At 41.7% G+C, this 16,211-nt stretch carries 16 protein-coding genes; 15 read left to right on the forward strand and 1 reads right to left on the reverse strand.

Annotated features, from left to right (window positions below):
* Nucleotides 1-45 precede the first annotated feature (45 nt).
* Nucleotides 46-1,884: a glucosaminidase domain-containing protein gene (locus WKI23_RS04980; protein ID WP_440215316.1), complete on the forward strand. Its 1,839-nt coding sequence runs from the start codon at nt 46-48 to the stop codon at nt 1,882-1,884.
* Between the two features lie 206 nt (nt 1,885-2,090).
* Here the strand turns inward: WKI23_RS04980 and pavA are convergent, their stop codons facing one another.
* Entirely contained in the window at nt 2,091-3,746 is a 1,656-nt protein-coding gene (pavA, locus tag WKI23_RS04985) for an Rqc2 family fibronectin-binding protein PavA (protein WP_368079153.1), read from the reverse strand.
* Between the two features lie 104 nt (nt 3,747-3,850).
* Between pavA and ybeY the strand changes: the two genes are divergently transcribed.
* The 14 genes from ybeY to WKI23_RS05055 all read left to right on the forward strand — a co-directional run bounded on the left by ybeY (nt 3,851) and on the right by WKI23_RS05055 (nt 16,155).
* Nucleotides 3,851-4,348 (forward strand): rRNA maturation RNase YbeY, encoded by a 498-nt coding sequence (gene ybeY, locus WKI23_RS04990; protein WP_000275156.1) that lies wholly within the window; start codon nt 3,851-3,853, stop codon nt 4,346-4,348.
* Entirely contained in the window at nt 4,329-4,724 is a 396-nt protein-coding gene (locus WKI23_RS04995; protein WP_368079154.1) for a diacylglycerol kinase, read from the forward strand. Before ybeY ends, WKI23_RS04995 begins: the two co-directional genes overlap by 20 nt.
* Before the next feature lie 16 nt (nt 4,725-4,740).
* A complete protein-coding gene (gene era / locus WKI23_RS05000) occupies nt 4,741-5,640 on the forward strand; it encodes a GTPase Era (protein WP_000143264.1) in 900 nt (299 codons plus the stop codon).
* A gap of 48 nt (nt 5,641-5,688) precedes the next feature.
* The gene (mutM, locus tag WKI23_RS05005) at nt 5,689-6,513 is read left to right on the forward strand and encodes a DNA-formamidopyrimidine glycosylase (protein ID WP_368079155.1); all 825 of its coding nucleotides are present in this window, start codon (nt 5,689-5,691) and stop codon (nt 6,511-6,513) included.
* The gene (gene coaE / locus WKI23_RS05010) at nt 6,513-7,118 is read left to right on the forward strand and encodes a dephospho-CoA kinase (protein WP_368079156.1); all 606 of its coding nucleotides are present in this window, start codon (nt 6,513-6,515) and stop codon (nt 7,116-7,118) included. Before mutM ends, coaE begins: the two co-directional genes overlap by 1 nt.
* Complete coding sequence (locus tag WKI23_RS05015; protein ID WP_368079157.1) at nt 7,105-8,304, forward strand: multidrug efflux MFS transporter; 1,200 nt, start codon at nt 7,105-7,107, stop codon at nt 8,302-8,304. The genes coaE and WKI23_RS05015 overlap by 14 nt, the downstream gene beginning before the upstream one ends.
* On the forward strand, nt 8,304-8,453 hold the full coding sequence (gene rpmG, locus WKI23_RS05020; protein WP_001809104.1) for a 50S ribosomal protein L33: 150 nt from the start codon (nt 8,304-8,306) through the stop codon (nt 8,451-8,453). The genes WKI23_RS05015 and rpmG overlap by 1 nt, the downstream gene beginning before the upstream one ends.
* 39 nt (nt 8,454-8,492) lie before the next feature.
* On the forward strand, nt 8,493-8,726 hold the full coding sequence (gene secG / locus WKI23_RS05025; RefSeq protein ID WP_000282517.1) for a preprotein translocase subunit SecG: 234 nt from the start codon (nt 8,493-8,495) through the stop codon (nt 8,724-8,726).
* Between the two features lie 101 nt (nt 8,727-8,827).
* Complete coding sequence (gene rnr / locus WKI23_RS05030; RefSeq protein ID WP_368079158.1) at nt 8,828-11,182, forward strand: ribonuclease R; 2,355 nt, start codon at nt 8,828-8,830, stop codon at nt 11,180-11,182.
* Entirely contained in the window at nt 11,145-11,612 is a 468-nt protein-coding gene (smpB, locus tag WKI23_RS05035; RefSeq protein ID WP_368079159.1) for an SsrA-binding protein SmpB, read from the forward strand. Before rnr ends, smpB begins: the two co-directional genes overlap by 38 nt.
* A gap of 14 nt (nt 11,613-11,626) precedes the next feature.
* The gene (gene tehB / locus WKI23_RS05040) at nt 11,627-12,487 is read left to right on the forward strand and encodes an SAM-dependent methyltransferase TehB (protein ID WP_368079160.1); all 861 of its coding nucleotides are present in this window, start codon (nt 11,627-11,629) and stop codon (nt 12,485-12,487) included.
* A gap of 178 nt (nt 12,488-12,665) precedes the next feature.
* Nucleotides 12,666-13,619: a competence protein CoiA gene (locus tag WKI23_RS05045; protein ID WP_368079161.1), complete on the forward strand. Its 954-nt coding sequence runs from the start codon at nt 12,666-12,668 to the stop codon at nt 13,617-13,619.
* Nucleotides 13,620-13,637: 18 nt separating this feature from the next.
* Entirely contained in the window at nt 13,638-15,440 is a 1,803-nt protein-coding gene (gene pepF / locus WKI23_RS05050) for an oligoendopeptidase F (RefSeq protein ID WP_368079162.1), read from the forward strand.
* Nucleotide 15,441: 1 nt separating this feature from the next.
* The gene (locus WKI23_RS05055) at nt 15,442-16,155 is read left to right on the forward strand and encodes an O-methyltransferase (RefSeq protein ID WP_004259562.1); all 714 of its coding nucleotides are present in this window, start codon (nt 15,442-15,444) and stop codon (nt 16,153-16,155) included.
* The last annotated feature ends 56 nt before the right edge of the window (nt 16,156-16,211 follow it).

A 16,211-nucleotide genomic window follows, 5' to 3' on the forward strand; every position in this document is an offset into this window, starting at 1 on the left:
GAATTTTGATATAATGAAATGAGTAAGAACAGAGGAAGAAGGTTAATGAAGAAAGTAAGATTTATTTTTTTAGCTCTGCTATTTTTCTTAGCTAGTCCAGAGGGTGTAATGGCCAGTGATGGTACTTGGCAAGGAAAACAATACCTGAAAACAGACGGCAGTCAAGCAGCTAATGAGTGGGTTTTTGATGCTCATTATCAATCTTGGTTTTATATAAAAGAAGATGCCAACTATGCTGAAAATGAATGGCTGAAACAAGGTGACGACTATTTTTACCTCAAATCTGGTGGCTATATGGCCAAGTCAGAATGGATAGAAGACAAGGGGGCTTTCTATTATCTTGACCAAAATGGGAAAATGAAAAGAAATGCCTGGGTAGGTACTTCCTATGTTGGTGCATCAGGTGCCAAGGTAATAGAAGACTGGGTATTTGATTCTCAATACGACGCTTGGTTTTATATAAAATCAGATGGACAGCACGCAGAGAAAGAATGGCTCCAAATCAAAGGGAAGGACTATTATTTTAAATCCGGTGGTTATTTACTGACAAGTCAGTGGATTGACCAGGCTTATGTGAATGCCAGTGGCGCCAAAGTACAGCAAGGTTGGCTTTTTGACAAACAATACCAATCTTGGTTTTACATCAAAGAAACTGGAAATCATGCTGACAAAGAATGGATTTTCGAAAATGGTCACTATTATTATCTAAAATCCGGTGGCTATATGGCAGCAAATGAATGGATTTGGGATAAGGAATCTTGGTTTTACCTCAAGTCTGATGGGAAAATGACTGAGAAAGAATGGATTTTCGAAAATGGTCACTATTATTATCTAAAATCCGGTGGCTATATGGCAGTCAATGAATGGGTTTGGGATAAAGAGTCATGGTTTTACCTCAAATCTGATGGTAAAATGGCTGAGAAAGAATGGTTATACGATTCTAAAAGTCAAGCCTGGTACTACTTCAAATCCGGTGGCTATATGGCGAAAAATGAGACAGTAGATGGTTATCAGCTTGGAAGCGATGGTAAATGGCTTGGAGAAAAAGCTACAAATGAAAATGCTGCTTATTATCAAGTGGTACCTGTCACAGCCAATGTTTATAATGCAGATGGTGAAAAGCTGTCCTATATATCGCAAGCTAGTGTCGTCTGGCTAGACAAGGATAGAAAAAGTGATGATAAGCGCCTGGCTATTACTGTTTCTGGTTTGTCAGGCTATATGAAAACAGAAGATTTACAAGCACTAGATGCTAGTAAGGATTTTATCCCTTATTATGAGAGTGATGGCCACCGTTTTTATCACTATGTGGCTCAGAATGCTAGTATCCCAGTAGCTTCTCATCTTCCTGATATGGAAGTGGGCAAGAAATATTATTCGGCAGATGGCCTGCATTTTGATGGTTTTAAGCTTGAAAATCCCTTCCTTTTTAAAGATTTGACAGAGGCTACAAACTATAGTGCTGAAGACTTGGATAAGGTATTTAGTCTGCTAAACATTAACAATAGCCTTTTGGAGAACAAGGGCGCTACCTTTAAGGAAGCCGAAGAACATTACCATATCAATGCCCTCTATCTCCTTGCCCATAGTGCCTTAGAAAGCGACTGGGGACGTAGTAAGATTGCCAAAGATAAGAATAATTTCTTTGGCATTACAGCCTATGATACGACACCATACCTTTCTGCCAAGACATTTGATGATGTGGATAAGGGAATTTTAGGTGCAACCAAGTGGATTAAGGAAAATTATATCGATAGGGGCAGAACTTTCCTTGGAAATAAGGCTTCTGGTATGAATGTGGAATATGCCTCAGACCCTTATTGGGGCGAAAAAATTGCTAGTGTGATGATGAAAATCAATGAAAAACTAGGTGGCAAAGATTAGTCCTATAACTGGATATGATTTGAGTATAATACTCAATGAAAATCAAAGAGCAAACTAGGAAACTAGCCGCAGGTTGCTCAAAACAGTGTTTTGAGGTTGTAGATAAGACTGACGAAGTCAGTCACATATATACGGCAAGGCGACGTTGACGTGGTTTGAAGAGATTTTCGAAGAGTATAAGCTAAAAATCCTGATTTCAAGTAAAATCAGGATTTTTTCATAGATGCGATTTTTTCGGGGTCTGGTGTGACACGGAGGGTCTTTTGTCCTGTGTAAGTGACAAAGCCGGGTTTGCCACCAGTTGGTTTGTTGAGTTTCTTGACTTCAATCATATCCACCTGAACCAGATTTGACAGGCGCCCTTGAGAGAAGTAGGCGGCCAGTTCTGCTGCGTCTGTTTTGACTTCATCAGATGGGTCAAGATTGCCTGAGATGACAACGTGGCTTCCAGGGATGTCTTTGGCATGGAACCAAAGTTCCTCCTTGCGGGCCATTTTAAAGGTTAGCTCTTCATTTTGCAGGTTATTGCGTCCGACATAGATGATAGTTTTACCATCACTGGCCAGATACTGTTCTGGTTTTTTGCGTTTCTGGATTTTCTCCCGCTGTCTTCTACGAATAAAGCCGGTTTGAATCAATTCTTCACGGATTTCGGCTATTTCTTCTAGTCCAGCTTGGTTGAGGACGGTTTCCACACTTTCCAGATAGAGAATGGTTGCCTTGGTTTCTTCGATCAAATCAGTCAAGTATTTGACAGCTTCTTTTAGTTTCTGATACCGTTTAAAATAGCGTTGGGCATTCTGGTTGGGAGTCAAGGCCTTATCAAGCGCAATCGTTATAGGTAGGTTGGTATAGTAGTTGTCTAGGATAACCTGGTCTTGGTCGTTAGGCACTTGATGGAGGAAGGTTGTCAGCAATTCACCCTTTTGGCGAAATTCCTCAGCATTGTCTGTCGCTAGTAACTCTTTTTCTTGTTTTTTCAGCTTATGGCGATTTTTTTGAAGTTCATTTTCAACACGGCGAATGAGTTCACTGGCTTGCTGTTTGACGCGGTCGCGTTCAGCCTTGTCCTTATAGTAGGTGTCCAACAAATCAGAAAGACTAGTAAAAGGCTCTCCTACTTGATTTGCAAAAGGAATTGGACTGAAAGAAGTCTCTGTCAAGCATGGGTTGGTTTCTTGACTGAAAAAGTTACGGAAAGTAGATAGTTTATCACTAACCAGAATGTTTTCCAATTCATTTGCCGTATCGCGTCCCAGACCTTGAAAGAGGCTTTGAAGCTGTTTAGCTGTCGTTTCCTGTGTTTGCAGGATTTCAAAAAGTTTCTCGTCCTTGATCGTGAAAGGATTGAGAGATTCCGTACTTGGCGGAGCGATATAGGTCGATCCAGGAAGTAAAGTGCGGTAGCTATTTTGCGAAAATCCAACGTGTTTGATGACTTCGAGGATTTTATGACTGCTTTTATCGACCAGTAGAATATTACTGTGTTTACCCATAATCTCGATAATCAAGGTAGCCTGAATATGGTCTCCAATCTCGTTTTTATTGGAAACCGTGATTTCCACAATACGGTCATTTTCCACTTGCTCAATCGACTCAATCAGGGCCCCCTGCAAATACTTTCTCAAAACCATGATAAAGGTGGAAGGTTGAGCTGGATTTTCAAAAGTCGTTTGGGTCAGCTGAATGCGTCCAAAAACTGGGTGAGCAGAAAGGAGCAGGCGATGGCTTTGGCGATTGCTGCGGATTTGCAAGACCAACTCTTGTTCAAAAGGCTGATTGATTTTCTGAATGCGACCGTTCACTAACTCTCTTTGCAATTCCTCAACCATGTGGTGTAAAAAAAATCCGTCAAATGACATCGTTCTCTCCTTGTGATTGTATTCCATAGTATTATATCAAAAAGGTAGAATAAAATCATGGAAATGTGGTATAATAAAGCCAAGTAAAGAGAAACGAGAAGCACATGTATATTGAAATGGTAGATGAAACTGGTCAAGTTTCAAAAGAAATGTTGCAACAAACCCAAGAAATTTTGGAATTTGCAGCCCAAAAATTAGGCAAAGAAGACAAGGAAATGGCAGTTACCTTTGTGACCAACGAGCGTAGTCATGAACTCAATCTGGAGTACCGTGACACAGACCGTCCGACAGATGTCATCAGTCTTGAATATAAACCAGAATTGGAAATTGCCTTTGACGAAGAGGATTTGCTTGAAAATCCAGAATTGGCAGAGATGATGTCTGAGTTTGATGCCTATATTGGGGAACTGTTCATCTCTATCGATAAGGCTCATGAGCAGGCTGAGGAATATGGTCACAGCTTTGAGCGTGAGATGGGCTTCTTGGCAGTACACGGCTTTTTACATATCAACGGCTATGATCACTACACTCCGGAAGAAGAAGCGGAGATGTTCGGTTTACAAGAAGAAATTTTGACAGCCTATGGACTCACAAGACAATAAACGAAAATGGAAAAATCGTGACCTGATATCCAGTTTAGAATTTGCTATCACAGGGATTTTTACTGCCATCAAGGAAGAACGCAATATGAGAAAACATGCCGTGACGGCTCTAGTAGTCATCCTTGCAGGTTTTGTTTTTCAGGTGTCACGAATCGAATGGCTCTTTCTCCTATTGAGCATTTTCTTGGTAGTAGCGTTTGAGATTATCAACTCTGCTATTGAAAATGTGGTGGATTTAGCCAGTCACTATCACTTTTCCATGCTGGCTAAAAATGCCAAGGATATGGCAGCTGGCGCGGTATTAGTGGTCTCTATTTTCGCAGCCTTAACAGGCGCATTGATTTTTCTCCCAAGAATCTGGGATTTAATATTTTAAGCAGTAAGAGGAAATTATGACTTTTAAATCAGGCTTTGTAGCCATTTTAGGACGTCCCAATGTTGGGAAGTCAACCTTTTTAAATCACGTTATGGGACAAAAGATTGCCATCATGAGTGACAAAGCGCAGACAACGCGCAACAAAATCATGGGAATTTACACGACTGATAAGGAACAAATCGTCTTTATCGATACCCCAGGGATTCATAAGCCTAAAACGGCCCTTGGAGATTTCATGGTTGAGTCTGCCTACAGTACCCTTCGCGAAGTGGATACCGTTCTTTTCATGGTGCCTGCTGATGAAGCGCGTGGTAAGGGGGACGACATGATTATCGAGCGTCTCAAGGCTGCCAAGGTTCCTGTGATTTTGGTGGTGAACAAGATTGACAAGGTTCATCCAGACCAGCTTTTGTCTCAGATTGATGATTTTCGTAATCAGATGGACTTTAAGGAAATTGTACCAATCTCAGCCCTTCAAGGAAATAACGTCTCTCGTCTAGTGGATATTTTGAGTGAAAATCTGGACGAAGGATTCCAGTATTTCCCGTCTGATCAAATTACAGACCATCCAGAGCGTTTCTTAGTTTCAGAAATGGTTCGCGAGAAAGTCTTGCACCTAACTCGTGAAGAGATTCCGCATTCTGTCGCAGTAGTTGTGGATTCTATGAAACGAGACGAAGAGACAGACAAGGTTCACATCCGTGCAACAATTATGGTCGAGCGTGATAGTCAAAAAGGGATTATCATCGGTAAAGGTGGTGCTATGCTTAAGAAAATTGGTAGCATGGCCCGTCGTGATATCGAACTTATGCTAGGAGATAAGGTCTTCCTAGAAACATGGGTCAAGGTTAAGAAAAACTGGCGTGATAAAAAGCTAGATTTGGCTGACTTTGGCTATAATGAAAAAGAATACTAAGTAGAGGTGGGCTCATGCCTGCTTCTTGTTTTTACAGAAGGAGGACTTATGCCTGAATTACCTGAGGTTGAAACCGTTCGACGTGGCTTGGAAAAATTGATTTTGGGTAAGAAGATTTCGAGTGTAGAAATTCGCTATCCCAAGATGATTAAGACGAATTTGGATGAGTTTCAAAAGGAGCTGCCTAGTCAGATTGTTGAGTCAATGGGACGTCGTGGTAAATATTTGATTTTCTACCTGACAGACAAGGTCTTGATTTCCCATTTGCGCATGGAAGGCAAGTATTTTTACTATCCAGACCAGGTTCCTGAACGTAAGCATGCCCATGTTTTCTTCCAGTTTGAGGATGGTAGCACGCTCGTTTATGAGGATGTTCGCAAGTTTGGTACTATGGAACTCTTGGTTCCTGACCTTTTAGACGCCTACTTTATTTCTAAAAAACTAGGTCCTGAACCAAGCGAACAAGACTTTGATTTACAGGTCTTTCAATCTGCTCTAACTAAATCTAAAAAGCCTATCAAATCCCATCTCCTAGACCAGACCTTGGTAGCTGGACTTGGCAATATCTATGTGGATGAGGTTCTCTGGCGAGCTCAGGTTCATCCGGCAAGACCTTCCCAGACTTTGACAGCAGAAGAAGCGACAGCCATTCATGACCAGACCATTGCTGTTTTGGGACAGGCTGTTGAAAAAGGTGGTTCCACCATTCGGACCTATACCAATGCCTTTGGGGAAGATGGAACTATGCAGGATTTTCATCAGGTCTATGACAAGGCTGGTCAAGAATGTGTACGCTGTGGTACCATCATTGAGAAAATCCAACTAGGCGGACGTGGAACTCACTTTTGTCCAAACTGCCAAAGGAGGGGCTGATGGGAAAAATTATCGGAATCACTGGGGGAATTGCCTCTGGTAAGTCAACCGTGACAAATTTTCTAAGAAAGCAAGGCTTTCAAGTGGTGGATGCCGATGCAGTCGTCCACCAACTACAGAAGCCTAGTGGTCGTCTGTTTGAGGCTCTAGTCCAGCACTTTGGGAAAGAAATCATCCTTGAAAATGGAGAACTCAATCGCCCTCTCCTAGCTAATCTTATCTTTTCAAATCCTGAAGAACGAGAATGGTCTAAGCAAATCCAAGGAGAGATTATCCGTGAGGAACTAGCTACATTAAGAGACCAATTGGCTCAGACAGAAGAGATTTTCTTCGTGGATATTCCCCTACTTTTTGAGCAGGACTACAGTGCTTGGTTTGATGAGACGTGGCTGGTCTATGTGGATCGAGATGTCCAAGTAGAACGTCTAATGAAAAGAGACCACTTGTCCAAAGATGAAGCTGAGTCTCGTCTGGCAGCCCAGTGGCCTTTAGAGAAAAAGAAAGATTTGGCCAGCCATGTTTTAAACAACAATGGCAATCAGAACCAGCTTCTTACTCAAGTGGTCTCCCTGCTTGAGGGAGGTAAGCAAGATGACAGAGATTAACTGGAAGGATAATCTGCGCATTGCCTGGTTTGGTAATTTTCTGACAGGAGCCAGTATTTCCTTAGTTGTGCCTTTTATGCCCATCTTTGTGGAAAATCTAGGTGTAGGGAGTGAGCAAGTCGCTTTTTATGCAGGCTTAGCTATTTCTGTCTCTGCTATTTCCGCAGCGCTCTTTTCTCCTATCTGGGGTATCCTTGCTGATAAATACGGTCGAAAACCCATGATGATTCGGGCAGGTCTTGCCATGACTATCACTATGGGAGGCTTGGCCTTTGTGCCAAATATTTATTGGCTAATCTTTCTTCGTTTACTGAATGGTGTATTTGCGGGTTTTGTTCCCAATGCAACAGCCCTGATAGCCAGTCAGGTTCCCAAGGAGAAATCAGGCTCTGCTCTTGGAACTTTGTCTACAGGCGTAGTTGCAGGTACTCTAACTGGTCCCTTTATTGGTGGCTTTATCGCAGAATTATTTGGCATTCGTACTGTCTTTTTACTGGTTGGTTGTTTTCTATTTTTAGCTGCTGTTTTGACTATTTTCTTTATCAAGGAAGATTTTCAACCAGTAGCCAAGGAAAAGTCCATCCCAACAAAGGAATTATTTACATCAGTTAAATATCCCTATCTTTTGGTCAACCTCTTTCTGACCAGTTTTGTCATCCAATTTTCAGCCCAATCAATCGGCCCTATCTTAGCTCTGTATGTGCGCGACTTAGGCCAGACAGAGAATCTTCTTTTTGTCTCTGGTTTGATTGTATCCAGTATGGGCTTTTCCAGTATGATGAGTGCGGGAGTTATGGGCAAGCTAGGTGACAAGGTGGGCAATCATCGCCTCTTGGTTGTAGCCCAGCTTTATTCAGTCATCATATATCTTCTCTGTGCCAATGCCTCTAGCCCCCTTCAACTAGGACTTTATCGATTCTTCTTTGGATTGGGGACAGGTGCCTTGATTCCTGGAGTTAATGCTCTTCTCAGTAAAATGACTCCCAAAGCCGGTATTTCGAGGGTCTTTGCCTTCAATCAGGTATTCTTTTATCTGGGAGGTGTCGTTGGGCCTATGGCAGGTTCTGCAGTAGCAGGTCAATTTGGCTACCATGCAGTATTTTATGCGACAAGCCTTTGTGTTGCCTTTAGTTGTCTCTTTAACCTTCTTCAATTTCGAACATTATTAAAAGTAAAGGAAATCTAGTGCGAGTAAAAATTAATCTCAAATGCTCCTCTTGTGGCAGTATCAATTACCTAACCAGTAAAAATTCAAAAACCCATCCAGACAAGATTGAGGTTTTAAAGTATTGTCCCAAGGAAAGAAAAGTAACCCTACATCTTGAATCTAAGTAGATTTTATGGTAAAATAATAAGGATTTTAAGGAGTTTGATATGTATAACCTATTATTAACCATTTTATTAGTATTATCTGTTGTGATTGTGATTGCGATTTTCATGCAACCAACCAAAAACCAATCCAGCAATGTATTTGATGCCAGCTCAGGTGATTTGTTTGAACGTAGTAAAGCACGCGGTTTTGAAGCTGTAATGCAGCGTTTGACAGGGATTTTAGTCTTTTTCTGGCTAGCCATTGCCTTAGCATTGACGGTATTATCAAGTAGATAAGAAAATAATGGGCAGGACTAGGTCTTTGCCTCTTTTTATTTTTAAAAGATATTTTAGAAGGTTTTGCAGTAAAAGAAAATTAAAAAATCTAGAAAGAAAATATGAAAGATAGAATAAAAGAATATTTACAAGATAAGGGAAAGGTAACTGTCAATGACTTGGCTCAGGCATTGGGAAAAGCCGGGTCCAAGGATTTTCGTGAGTTGATTAAAACCTTGTCCTTAATGGAAAGAAAGCACCAGATACGCTTTGAAGAAGATGGAACTTTGACTTTAGAAGTCAAGAAAAAACATGAGATTACTCTCAAGGGGATTTTTCATGCTCATAAAAATGGCTTTGGTTTTGTCAGCCTAGAAGGCGAAGAGGACGACCTTTTTGTAGGGAAAAATGATGTCAACTATGCTATTGATGGTGATACCGTTGAGGTTGTGATTAAGAAAGTCGCTGACCGCAATAAGGGAACAGCTGCCGAAGCCAAAATTATCGATATCTTAGAACACAGCCTGACAACAGTTGTCGGCCAAATCGTTCTAGATCAGGAAAAGCCTAAGTATGCTGGCTACATCCGTTCGAAAAACCAGAAAATCAGCCAACCCGTCTATGTTAAGAAACCAGCCCTAAAACTAGAAGGGACAGAGGTTCTCAAGGTCTTTATCGACAAATACCCGAGTAAGAAACATGATTTCTTTGTCGCGAGTGTACTCGATGTGGTGGGACACTCAACAGATGTCGGAATTGATGTTCTTGAGGTTTTGGAGTCTATGGACATTGTCTCAGAATTTCCAGAGGCTGTTGTTAAGGAAGCAGAAAGTGTGCCTGATGCTCCGTCTCAAAAGGATATGGAAGGTCGTCTGGACTTGAGAGATGAGATTACCTTTACCATTGATGGTGCTGACGCCAAGGACTTGGACGATGCGGTGCATATCAAGGCTCTAAAAAATGGCAATCTGGAACTCGGAGTTCACATCGCAGATGTTTCCTATTATGTGACCGAAGGTTCTGCCCTGGACAAGGAAGCCCTTAACCGCGCGACTTCAGTCTATGTAACAGACCGAGTGGTCCCAATGCTTCCAGAACGACTGTCAAATGGAATCTGCTCCCTCAATCCCCAAGTTGACCGCCTGACCCAGTCTGCCATTATGGAGATTGATAAACATGGTCGTGTGGTCAACTACACTATCACACAAACGGTTATCAAGACAAGCTTCCGTATGACATATAGTGATGTCAATGATATCCTAGCAGACGACGAGGAAAAGAGACAAGAATATCAGAAAATTGTTCCAAGTATCGAACTCATGGCCAAGCTTCATGAAACACTAGAAAGTATGCGTGTGAAACGTGGTGCCCTCAATTTCGATACCAATGAAGCCAAAATTTTAGTAGATAAACAAGGTAAGCCTGTTGATATTGTTCTTCGGCAGCGTGGCATTGCCGAGCGTATGATTGAGTCCTTCATGTTGATGGCCAATGAAACAGTTGCCGAGCATTTTAGCAAGCTGGACCTACCTTTTATCTATCGAATTCACGAGGAGCCTAAGGCTGAAAAGGTTCAGAAGTTTATTGATTATGCTTCGAGTTTCGGTATTCGAATCTATGGGACTGCTAGTGAAATGAGTCAAGAGGCACTTCAAGATATTATGCGAGCAGTTGAGGGGGAACCGTATGCGGATGTATTGTCCATGATGCTTCTTCGCTCTATGCAGCAGGCTCGTTATTCTGAGCATAATCACGGTCATTATGGACTAGCTGCCGACTATTACACTCACTTTACCAGCCCGATTCGCCGTTATCCAGACCTCCTTGTTCACCGCATGATTCGGGATTACGGCCGTTCTAAGGAAATAGCCGAGCATTTTGAACAAGTGATTCCAGAGATTGCAACCCAGTCTTCCAATCGTGAGCGTCGTGCCATTGAGGCGGAGCGTGAAGTCGAAGCCATGAAAAAGGCTGAGTACATGGAAGAATACGTAGGTGAAGAGTATGATGCGGTTGTGTCCAGCATCGTTAAATTTGGTCTCTTTGTTGAATTACCAAATACAGTCGAAGGCTTGATTCACATCACAAATCTACCTGAATTTTATCATTTTAATGAACGTGATTTGACCCTTCGTGGGGAGAAATCAGGAACAACCTTCCGTGTAGGACAGCAGATTCGTATCCGAGTTGAAAGAGCTTACAAGATGACGGGGGAAATTGATTTCTCTTACATTCCAAGTGAGTTTGATGTGATTGAAAAAGGCTTGAAACAGTCTAGTCGTAGTGACAGAGGGCGTGGTTTAAGTCGTCGTTCAGATAAGAAGGAAGACAAGAGAAAATCAGGACGCTCAAATGATAAGCGCAAGCATTCACAGAAAGATAAGAAGAAAAAGGGTAAGAAACCTTTTTACAAGGAAGTAGCTAAGAAAGGAGCCAAACATGGCAAAGGGCGAGGGAAAGGTCGTCGCACAAAATAAAAAGGCGCACCACGACTATACAATCGTAGATACGCTAGAGGCAGGAATGGTCCTGACTGGAACTGAAATCAAGAGCGTTCGAGCAGCTCGAATCAATCTTAAGGACGGCTTTGCCCAAGTAAAAAATGGGGAAGTCTGGTTGAGTAATGTTCATATCGCGCCTTACGAAGAGGGCAATATCTGGAACCAGGAACCAGAACGTCGCCGCAAACTCCTACTCCATAAGAAGCAAATCCAAAAATTGGAACAAGAGACTAAAGGAACAGGAATGACGCTGGTTCCCCTTAAGATCTATATCAAAGATGGCTACGCTAAACTCCTTTTAGGACTTGCTAAAGGGAAACATGACTATGATAAGAGAGAGTCTATCAAACGTCGTGAACAAAACCGTGACATCGCGCGTGTGATGAAAGCTGTCAACCAGCGATAAAAAGAGGAATGAAAATGGAAAAACTAGTTGCCTACAAACGCATGCCACTGTGGACGAAAGAGACCATGCCAGAGGCGGTTCAGCAAAAGCACAATACCAAGGTCGGAACTTGGGGTAAGATCACAGTTGTAAAAGGAGCTCTCAAGTTTATTGAATTGACCGAAGAAGGAGAAGTTCTAGCTGAACATCTCTTTGAAGCAGGAGCAGACAATCCAATGGCGCAACCGCAAGCTTGGCATCGAGTAGAGGCTGCTACAGACGATGTAGAATGGTATTTGGAATTTTATTGTAAACCTGAGGATTATTTCTCTAAGAAATACAATACCAATCCTGTTCATTCAGAGGTCCTAGAGGCTATGCAGACAGTAAAACCAGAGAAAGCCTTAGATTTGGGCTGTGGTCAAGGCCGTAATGCACTCTTTCTAGCCCAGCAAGGTTTTGATGTGACAGCTGTGGATCAAAATGAACTGGCTCTTGAAATCTTGCAAAGCATTGTGGAACAGGAAGACCTGGACATGCCTGTTGGTCTTTACGATATCAATTCAGCTAGTATTGGGCAAGAGTATGATTTTATTGTTTCAACAGTTGTTCTCATGTTTCTACAAGCGGACCGTATTCCAGCTATTATTCAAAATATGCAGAAGCAAACTAGTATTGGTGGCTACAACCTTATCGTTTGTGCCATGGACACGGAGGATTATCCTTGTTCAGTGAACTTCCCATTTACCTTTAAGGAAGGCGAACTAGCGAACTATTACAAGGACTGGGAATTGGTTAAGTACAATGAAAATCCAGGCCATTTACACCGTCGTGACGAAAATGGCAATCGTATTCAACTACGCTTTGCAACCATGCTAGCCAAAAAAATCAAATAATACTCTTCGAAAATCAAATTCAAACCACGTCAGCGTCGCCTTACCGTACTCAAGTACAGCTTGCGGCTAGCTTCCTAGTTTGCTTTTTGATTTTCATTGAGTATAAACATGAATGAAGATTAGGAAATTTCCTGATCTTTTTTCTTTTTTACGAATAATATAGAAAAGGAGGAAAATCATGTTTGTTGCGAGAAATGCTAGGGGACAATTGGTAAATGTGCTAGAGGATAAGCTTGAGAAGCAAGCATACACCTGCCCGGCTTGTGGAGGTCAGCTCCGTTTGCGGCAAGGACCAAGTGTCCGAACCCATTTTGCCCATAAATCTTTAAAAGACTGTGATTTTTCATTTGAAAATGAAAGTCCAGAACACCTGGCCAATAAGGAAGTTCTTTATCACTGGTTGAAAAAAGAGGCAGAGGTACAATTAGAATACCCGCTTCCGGAGCTTAAACAGATTGCGGATGTGTTTGTAAATGGCAATCTAGCTCTAGAAGTTCAGTGTAGTCCCTTGCCTCAAAAAGTTCTTAAGGAGCGTAGTGATGGCTATCGTAGTCAGGGTTACCAAGTACTGTGGTTGCTGGGTCAAAAACTGTGGATCAAAGACCGCTTAACCCGTCTGCAACAAGGTTTTCTCTATTTCAGTCAAAACATGGGTTTTTATGTTTGGGAAGTAGATAAGGAAAAACAGCTTTTAAGGCTTAAATATCTCATACACCAGGATCTTCGAGGCAAACTCCATTATCAAATCAAGGAATTTCCCTATGGTCAAGATAGTTTATTGGAAATATTGCGACTTCCCTATAAGAAACAAAAAATATCTCATTTTACAGTTTCTCAGGACAAGGGCATCTGTCGCTATATCCGACAACAGCTTTATTATCAAAATCCCTTTTGGATGAAAGAACAAGCAGAAGCCTATCAAAAGGGAGAAAATCTTCTGACTTATGGGCTCAAAGAATGGTATCCACAAATTCGACCAATAGTAGGCAAATTTTTCCAAATTGAGCAAGATTTGACCAGCTATTATCAGTATTTTCAAACCTATTATCAAGAAAATCTTCAAAATGATTGGCAAAAGCTTTATCCACCAGCCTTTTATCAGCAATATTTCTTGAAAAATATGGTAGAATAGAAAGGATGGAGGAATCTAATGGTATTACAAAGACATGAAATAAATGAAAAAGATACATGGGATCTATCAACGATTTACCCAACTGACCAGGCTTGGGAAGAAGCCTTAAAAGATTTAACAGAACAATTGGAGAAAGTAGCCCAGTATGAAGGTCGTCTCTTGGATAGTGCGGATAGCCTACTGGAAATTACTGAATTTTCTCTTGAGATGGAACGCCAAATGGAGAAGCTTTACGTTTATGCTCATATGAAAAATGACCAAGACACACGTGAAGCCAAGTATCAAGAGTATTACGCCAAGGCAATGACTCTCTACAGCCAGCTAGACCAAGCCTTTTCATTCTATGAACCTGAATTTATGGAGATTAGCGAAAAGCAGTATGCTGACTTTTTAGAAGCTCAACCAAAATTGCAGGTTTATCAACACTATTTTGACAAGCTCTTGCAAAAGAAAGACCATGTTCTTTCACAACGTGAAGAAGAATTATTGGCTGGAGCTGGAGAAATCTTTGGTTCGGCGAGTGAAACCTTCGCTATCTTGGACAATGCGGATGTTGTGTTCCCCTATGTCCTAGACGATGATGGTAAGGAAGTTCAGCTCTCTCATGGGACTTACACACGTTTGATGGAGTCTAAAAATCGTGAGGTGCGTCGTGGTGCTTATCAAGCTCTTTATGCAACTTATGAACAATTCCAACATACCTATGCCAAAACCTTGCAAACCAATGTTAAGGTGCAAAACTACCGTGCTAAAGTTCGTAACTACAAGAGTGCTCGTCATGCAGCCCTAGCGGCAAATTTTGTTCCAGAGAGTGTTTATGACAATTTGGTAGCAGCAGTTCGCAAGCATTTGCCACTCTTGCATCGTTACCTTGAACTTCGTTCAAAAATCTTGGGGATTTCAGACCTCAAGATGTACGATGTCTACACACCGCTTTCATCTGTTGAATACAGTTTTACCTACAAAGAAGCCTTGAAAAAGGCAGAAGATGCTTTGTCAGTCTTGGGTGAGGATTACTTGAGCCGTGTTAAACGTGCCTTCAGCAAGCGTTGGATTGATGTTTATGAAAATCAAGGCAAGCGTTCAGGTGCCTACTCTGGCGGTTCTTACGATACCAATGCCTTTATGCTCCTTAACTGGCAGGACAATCTGGACAATCTCTTCACCCTTGTTCATGAAACAGGTCACAGTATGCATTCCAGCTATACTCGTGAAACGCAGCCTTATGTTTACGGAGATTATTCTATCTTCTTGGCTGAGATTGCTTCAACTACCAATGAAAATATCTTGACGGAGAAATTATTGGAAGAAGTAGAAGACGACGCAACGCGCTTTGCTATTCTCAATAACTTCCTAGATGGTTTCCGTGGAACAGTTTTCCGCCAAACTCAATTTGCTGAGTTTGAACACGCTATCCACCAAGCGGATCAAAATGGAGAAGTTTTGACTAGCGATTTCCTAAATAAACTCTACGCAGACTTGAACCAAGAATATTATGGTTTGAGTAAGGAAGACAATCTTGAAATCCAATACGAGTGGGCCCGCATTCCACACTTCTACTATAACTACTATGTATATCAATATTCAACAGGTTTTGCAGCAGCCTCAGCCTTGGCTGAAAAGATTGTCCATGGTAATCAAGAAGACCGTGACCGCTATATCGACTACCTCAAGGCAGGTAAGTCTGACTATCCACTTAATGTCATGAGAAAAGCTGGTGTTGATATGGAGAAGGAAGACTACCTCAACGATGCCTTTGCAGTCTTTGAACGCCGTTTAAATGAGTTTGAAGCCCTTGTTGAAAAATTGGGATTGGCATAAAATGGTTGAATCGTATAGTAAAAATGCCAACCATAACATGCGTCGTCCTGTTGTCAAGGAAGAAATTGTGGACTTGATGCGTCAGCGCCAAAAGCAAGTCACAGGATCTTTGAAAGAATTAGAAGACTTTGCCCGCAAGGAAAATATTCCCATTATTCCCCATGAAACGGTTGCTTATTTCCGTTTTCTCATGGAAACCATGCAACCTAAAAATATTCTGGAAATTGGGACGGCTATCGGTTTTTCAGCTCTCTTGATGGCGGAACATGCGCCAAATGCCAAGATTACAACCATTGACCGCAATCCAGAAATGATTGGTTTTGCCAAGGAAAATTTTGCCCAGTTTGACAGTCGCAAGCAAATCACACTCCTAGAAGGAGATGCGGTAGATGTCTTATCAACTCTGACAGAGTCCTATGATTTTGTCTTTATGGATTCTGCCAAGTCTAAATATATCGTCTTTCTGCCAGAAATCCTCAAACATTTGGAAGTTGGTGGTGTGGTTGTCTTGGATGATATTTTCCAAGGTGGTGATGTTGCCAAGGATATTATGGAAGTCCGTCGAGGTCAGCGAACTATCTATCGAGGACTTCAAAGACTGTTTGACGCAACCTTAGACAATCCAGGACTCACCGCAACATTAGTCCCTCTGGGGGACGGCATTCTCATGCTTCGTAAAAATGTAGCAGATGTTCAATTGCCTGACAGCGAATGATTTTCAGAAAAATTTAAGAAAATATAGTAAAATAGATAGAGTAACACTTATCTCAA

Origin of the sequence: Streptococcus pseudopneumoniae (assembly GCF_038148955.1) — a bacterium.
In the GTDB taxonomy this organism is placed as follows: Bacteria; Bacillota; Bacilli; order Lactobacillales; family Streptococcaceae; genus Streptococcus; species Streptococcus pseudopneumoniae_T.